This window comes from Streptosporangium sp. G12 (assembly GCF_052983175.1).
Genome location: NZ_JBRIQO010000001.1, coordinates 758,729 through 765,198, shown reverse-complemented (window position 1 = coordinate 765,198; position 6,470 = coordinate 758,729). Strand labels below are relative to the sequence as shown.

Below are 6,470 nucleotides of genomic sequence, written 5' to 3'. Positions count from 1 at the left end.
ACATGCGCAGACCTGACCGGCCAGGGCACGCTCGGGCCTTGACGGCCCTCCCGCTCCCGATTCCCCCGTCGCCTAAAGGCGACGGCCCCCTCGGGAGAATCTGATGGAGCCCCGCCTCCTGTTCCGGCGGGGCTGATGCCAAGGTGGCGGGTGCCCGTGCCCGAGGTCAATGTCCACGGCCGACATGAAGCGCGGAGGGCTTCCGTGCCCCGCCGCCTCTGACCGCCTTGTGCCCATATAAGCCCATAATTGCCGTATGAGAATCACCGTCATCGAGCACGAGGCCGACGCGGGACTCGGATTCCTCGCCGGATGGCTGTCCGGCGCCGGAGCCGTCTGCGAGGTCGTCCGCCCCTACCTGGGCGAGGCCGTGCCCGAGCGGGCCGCCGCAGGGCTGATCGTCCTCGGCGGCGAGGCGGCGGCCTGGGAGGACGAGCGGTGTTCCTGGCTGCCGGCCACCCGCGACCTGATCCGCGTCTGTGTCGAGGAGGGCGTGCCGACCCTGGGGATCTGCCTGGGGGCACAGCTCATGGCGCTCGCCTGCGGCGGTGCCGTCGGGCGCGGGCAGCACGGGCTGGAGGTCGGCGTGACCGAGGTCGTCCCGCTGCCCGCCGCCGGAGCGGATCCGCTGTTCGCCGGCCTCGGCCCCTCCCCCGCCGTGCAGTACCACCGTGACGCGATCACGGAGCTCCCCCCGGGCGCGGTGCCGCTGGCCACCGGGGACCCGTACCCCAACCAGGCCTACCGGCTGGGGGAGAACGCCTGGGCGGTGCAGTTCCATCCCGAGGCCACCCCGGAGATCTTCGTCGGCTGGACGGCCGGCTCGACCGACGCGCTGACCGGCCTGGGACACTCGGTCGAGGAGCTCAACGCGCGGGTGAAGGAGAGCGAGGACGGCCTGGTCGCCGCGTGGAAGCCGCTCGCCGAGCGTTTCGCCGCGGTCGCCGGGGCCGTCCAAACCGCGTGACCGCGCGATTACGGTGCGAATCCGCTAACGACGCCGCACAGTTTCAGGATTAGCCTGTGCGGCGACGCTCCGAACGCCCGGGACACGGGCCAGGGTGGGGATCCGGAGGCAGATCGCGCCGATCCCGCTCACCCGCCGGGAGAACCGCGGTCCACGCGACCGCGGGGAGCGTGCACCTTTGATCGCTCGGGGTAGGGACTGAGGAAGGGCACCCGTGCTTGTGATCGAGGAACATGGAGGGTCGGTGGAAACCGTGCCTCGGATGCAGACGACCGCCGGGCGCCTGGCGAGGCTCGGCTTCGCCGACGGCGCCAGGGCCGAGCGACTGCTCGACGAGCTGGGTCCCGAGGCCGTCGGTGACATCGACCTGCTGACCTCGCTGGTCGCCGCGGCCGACCCCGATCTGGCGCTCACCTCGCTGAACCGGCTGGCCGAGCAGGATCCCAGCGTGCTCGGAGCGCTCCGGGCCGACCCCGGCCTGCGCACGCGGCTGCTCGGCGTCTTCGGCGTCAGCGCCGCGCTCGGCGACCACGTCGTCAGGCACCCGGACCACTGGCGCCTGCTCGGCGGGGCACCGGACGCGGACCGCCCGAGCGGGGAGGAGCTCCGCGCGGAGCTGCTGCTCGCGGTCGGCGCCGAGCCGGACGACCCCGAGCCGAGGGCCACGGACGCCTCCACCGCCACCCTGTCGGCGCTGCGCGCCGCCTACCGGGGCCGCCTGCTCCACCTCGCCGCGCGCGACGTCACCGGGGTCGTCTCGCTGCCCGGGGTGACCGCCGAGCTGTCCGACCTGGCCGGAGCCGCGCTGGAGGCGGGACTCGCCGTCGCCAGGTCCGAACACCCCGAGGCGGGGGCGGTACGGCTCGCCGTCATCGGCATGGGCAAGTGCGGGGCACGCGAGCTCAACTACATCAGCGACGTCGACGTCGTCTTCGTGGCCGAGCCGCGTGAGGGACCCGGCGGCTCCCTCGACGAGCACGCGGCCATCAAGCTCGCCACCCGGCTGGCCCAGGGCATGATGCGCGCCTGCTCGACCAGCACCCCCGAGGGCGCGCTGTGGGAGGTCGACGCGGCGCTGCGCCCCGAGGGCAAGGCCGGGCCACTGGTCCGCACCCTCGCCAGCCACCTCGCCTACTACCGGCGCTGGGCCAAGACCTGGGAGTTCCAGGCCCTGCTGAAGGCCAGGCCGGTCGCGGGCGACGCCGAACTCGGCCAGCAGTACGTGGCCGCGATGAACGAGATGGTCTGGCAGGCCGCCACCCGCGACAAGTTCGTCGAGGACGTCCAGGCCATGCGCCGCCGGGTGGAGGCCCACGTCCGCGGCGGCGAGGCCGACCGTCAGCTGAAGCTCGGGCCCGGCGGGCTGCGCGACATCGAGTTCGCGGTGCAGCTGCTCCAGCTCGTCCACGGCCGCCTCGACCCGCTGCTGCGGCGGCGGGCCACGCTCCCCGCGCTCGGCGCCCTCTCCCGCGGCGGCTACGTGGGCAGGGACGACGCCAAGGCCCTCGCCGAGGCGTACACCTTCCTGCGCCAGGTCGAGCACCTGATCCAGCTGCACCGGCTGCGCCGCACGCACGTGGTGCCCGAGGGCAACGCCGACCTGCGCCGCCTCGGCCGGAGCCTGGGCATGACCGCCGACCCGGTGGGGGAGTTCACCACCAGGTGGCGCCGGCACGCCATGGAGGCCAGGCGCCTGCACGAGAAGCTGTTCTACCGGCCGCTGCTGCAGGCCGTCGCCCGGCTGCCCGAGTCGGAGGCCCGGCTCTCCACGGCCGCGGCCAAGGCCCGGCTGGAGGCGCTCGGCTACGCCGACCCCGGCGGGGCGCTGAACCACATCAGCGCGCTGACCACGGGGGTCTCCCGCCGCGCCGCGATCCAGCGGACCCTGCTGCCGGTCATGCTGGGCTGGTTCGCCGACGCCCCCGACCCCGACGCCGGCCTGCTCGGCTTCCGCCAGATCTCCGACAAGCTCGGCTCCACCCCCTGGTACCTGCGGCTGCTCCGCGACGAGACCGCCGTGGCGTCGCGCCTGGCCAGAATGCTCGGTACCAGCCGCTACGTGACGGGACTGCTGATGAACGCCCCCGAGGCGGTCGCGATGCTCGGCTCGGACGCGGAACTGGCCCCCAGGCCCGTCGAGGCGGTGCTGTCCGAGGCGCGGACCGTGGTCGCCCGCCATCCCGGGGACGCCGAGGGCGCGGTGGCCGCGGTCCGGGCGCTGCGCCGCAGGGAGTTGTTCCGTACGGCCGTCGCCGACCTCTCCGGGATCATCGGCATCGAGGAGGTCGGCCAGACGCTGTCCGGGCTCAACGACGTGACGATCCAGGCCGCGCTCGACGCCGCGATCGACAAGGTCGAGATGGAGCGCCGCACCCCGCTGGGCACGAGGTTCGCGGTGATCGCGATGGGCCGCCTGGGCGGGATCGAGTCCTCGTACGGCAGTGACGCCGACGTGATGTTCGTGCACTCGCCGCTGGAGGGCGTGCCGGAGCGTCAGGCCACCGAGACGGCGTTCGAGGTGGCCAACGAGCTGCGTCGCCTGCTGGCCCTGCCCGCCCCCGACCCGCCGCTGCTCATCGACCCCGGCCTGCGCCCCGAGGGCAAGGCGGGACCGCTGGTCCGTACCCTGGCCTCCTACGCCGCCTACTACGAGCGGTGGTCGTCGCCGTGGGAGTCGCAGGCGCTGCTGCGCGCCCGCTTCTCCGCCGGGGACGCCGAGCTCGGCGTCGGGCTGCTGCACCTGGCCGATCCGCTGCGCTACCCCGAGGGGGGCATCTCCGACGCGGCCGTATTGGAGATCCGCAGGCTCAAGGCCCGGATGGAGGCCGAACGCCTTCCCCGCGGCACCGATCCCGCGCTGCACACCAAGCTCGGTCCCGGCGGGCTGTCCGACGTGGAGTGGGTGGCCCAGCTCATCCAGCTCCGGCACGCGGGGTCACGGCCGTCGCTGCGGACCACCCGCACCCTGGAGGCGCTGGGCGCGGCGGTCGCGGAGGGCCTGCTGTCCGAGGCCGACGAGGCCGTGCTCGCCGAGGCGTGGCGGTTCGCCTCGCGCATCCGCGACGCCATCGTCGTGGTCAGGGGCCGCGCCTCCGACGCGATCCCGGTGGACGCCCGCGAGCGCACGCTCATCGCCCGCGCCCTCGGCTACCCGCCCGACGGTACGGAGGATTTCGTGGACGACTACCGCCGTGCCACCCGCCGCGCCCGCCGGGTCGTGGAGCGCGTCTTCTACGAGGACTGACCCGCTTCTACGAGGACTGACCCGCGCGCCCGCGCCCGTTCGCGCGGGCGTCCTCCCGGTCACGAAAACCGACCTGTTTCGGTGATCGCGTTGCGCCACCGGGGGCGTCCGTGTATCAACGGTCCGGGTGATCCATTTGATATCCGTTTACATTGATCTGGCCATCGGCCTGATCCTGGCCTTTCTGCTCCTGTCGCTCCTGGTGAGCGGGATCAACGAGGCCTTCGTCCGGCTGCTCGGGATCCGCAGCAAGTTCCTGTGGGCCTACCTCAGGGACACCCTGGACGGCTCGGAGGACGGCAGGTCGTGGATCCCGTCGAAGATAGCCGACGTCTTCGCGAAGCTGCCCTTCTCCAAGGACGATCCGCGCCCGGTGCACAGCTCCGACCCCGCGCCCGCGGTGGTCGAGCCGATGCGGGTCGACGCGGCCACGGTCCTGGCCGCCCAGGCGGCCGCGGAGAGGGGTTCGGAGGAGATCGCCGAGGAGGTCGCCGAGGGGATCGCCCCGGAGAGCGCCGCGGGGGAGGCCGCCGAGGGGGTGGGCACCGATGGCTCTCCCGGCTCTTCCGCGGGCGGCGGGCCCGGCGCCGGGGAAGCGCCGGAGAGGCTCGCGCCGCCGGTGGACATGACCGCGCGGCTGTACGAGCGGCTGCAGGAGATCGACCACCCCAAGGGCGCCCGTACCAGCATCGCCAACATCCCGCCCGAGCGGTTCTCCGGCGCCGTGATGGAGCTGGTCGCCGCCGAGGAGGGCGGGATCGACGGCCTGCTCGCCAAGCTGGAGGCCATCAACAGCCCGCTCGCGGGCCACCTCAAGGGCGTCTGGGAGGGCGCCCAGCGGGACCTGCCGAGGTTCCGCAAGGGCGTCGAGGACTGGTTCAACGGGGAGATGCAGCGCCTGTCCACGCTCTACGCCCGCTACGTGAAGTGGGTGGTGTTCGCGCTGGGCGTGGTGCTGACGCTGGCGTTCAGCATGGACGCGCTGGAGTACGGCAAGACCCTGCTGCGCGACAACGCCTACCGCGCGGGGGTGAGCGCCATCGCGGGCGGCGGCGGGGACGGGTACGCCGCGCTGAAGGACAAGTGCGCCGGTGGCGAGATCGGCCTCGCCGAGCCGTACCAGTGCGTGACCGAGTCCCTCAGCTCCCCGGCGCTGGTCAAGATCTTCGATCACGCGATCGTGAGCATCACGATCCCGCCCGACGGCTCCGCCGATCCGTCCTTCCACTGGAACGGCGGAGCCTGGTGGGACCGGCTCATCGCTCCCGGGCACTGGCCCGGCTACCTGCTCACCATGGTCGCGCTGCTGTTCGGCGCCTCGTTCTGGTGGGACGTCCTGCGCCGCCTCACCGGCGTCCGGGGCGACCGCTCCTAGCGGAGCTCTCCCAGGAGCAGGTCGACCTGGGGGAGCGGGTCCGGTCCGTACGGGCGGACCACGACCGTGCGGGCACCCGCCTCCCACAGGGATCTGACCTGGTCGGCGGCCTCCTCGGGAGAGCCCACCGCCATCACGACCTCCTCCGGGGCGACCTTCAGGAACCCGGCGGTGCCCTCGGCCAGGGCGGTGACCACCGTGGGGTCGTCACCGAGGTAGAGGTTCACGAAGACCACCATCTCGTGATCGCCCTCGCCGGTCAGCTTCAGGGCGTCCTCGATCTGCCGGGGACCGACCCCCTCGGGCAGGATCGTGCCCTGCGCCACCCGTCCCGACAGCTCCAGCGAGCGGGGTCGCACCACCCCGGCCAGCACCGGCGGTACGACGGCGGGGGGATGCACCAGGCTCACCCCGTCGAGCCGCACGGCCCTGCCCTGGAGGGTGACCGTCTCGCCGCGCAGCAGCCCCCGCACCGCCGTGATCGTCTCCTCCAGCAACGCCAGCGGCGAGGGCGCGAGGGCGCCCACCTGGCGCATCCAGTCCTGGACGCCGTGCCCGATGCCCGCCGCGAGCCTGCCCGGGTGCAGCCTGGCCAGGTTGCCCAGCTCCATGGCGAGCAGGGCCGGGTTGCGCAGCGGCGCCGGGGTGATCCCGATGCCCACCCGCAGGCGCTCGGTGACGGCGAGCGCGGTGGCCGCCGACGAGACGGCCCCGGTCCAGCCGAGATCCTCCACCACCCAGACGTCGTCCACCTCGGCCGCGTCCAGATGGCGGCAGAAGGGGATGAGTGACTCGGGGGGAAGGTCACGGTCGAACATGACGCCCAGGCGCATATCTCTCCTAGTGAACGGCGGGGGTTCCCGCTGTGCCGTTTTCGCGGGACC

Annotated in this window: 4 protein-coding genes; 3 read left to right on the top strand and 1 reads right to left on the bottom strand. The window is 73.3% G+C overall.

Annotated features, from left to right (window positions below; genetic code table 11):
• Window positions 1-256: 256 nt before the first annotated feature.
• The 3 genes from ACVCAG_RS03255 to ACVCAG_RS03245 all read left to right on the top strand — a co-directional run bounded on the left by ACVCAG_RS03255 (window position 257) and on the right by ACVCAG_RS03245 (window position 5,586).
• Window positions 257-967 carry a glutamine amidotransferase-related protein gene (locus ACVCAG_RS03255; RefSeq protein ID WP_440081766.1) on the top strand — a complete coding sequence of 237 codons (711 nt, stop codon included), beginning with the start codon at window positions 257-259 and terminating at the stop codon, window positions 965-967.
• Between the two features lie 262 nt (window positions 968-1,229).
• A complete protein-coding gene (locus ACVCAG_RS03250; protein WP_440082172.1) occupies window positions 1,230-4,211 on the top strand; it encodes a bifunctional [glutamine synthetase] adenylyltransferase/[glutamine synthetase]-adenylyl-L-tyrosine phosphorylase in 2,982 nt (993 codons plus the stop codon).
• A 127-nt stretch (window positions 4,212-4,338) separates the two neighbouring features.
• Window positions 4,339-5,586: a hypothetical protein gene (locus ACVCAG_RS03245; RefSeq protein WP_440081767.1), complete on the top strand. Its 1,248-nt coding sequence runs from the start codon at window positions 4,339-4,341 to the stop codon at window positions 5,584-5,586.
• Here the strand turns inward: ACVCAG_RS03245 and ACVCAG_RS03240 are convergent.
• Entirely contained in the window at window positions 5,583-6,419 is an 837-nt protein-coding gene (locus ACVCAG_RS03240; protein ID WP_440065308.1) for an LLM class flavin-dependent oxidoreductase, read from the bottom strand. The genes ACVCAG_RS03245 and ACVCAG_RS03240 overlap by 4 nt on opposite strands.
• Window positions 6,420-6,470 lie beyond the last annotated feature (51 nt).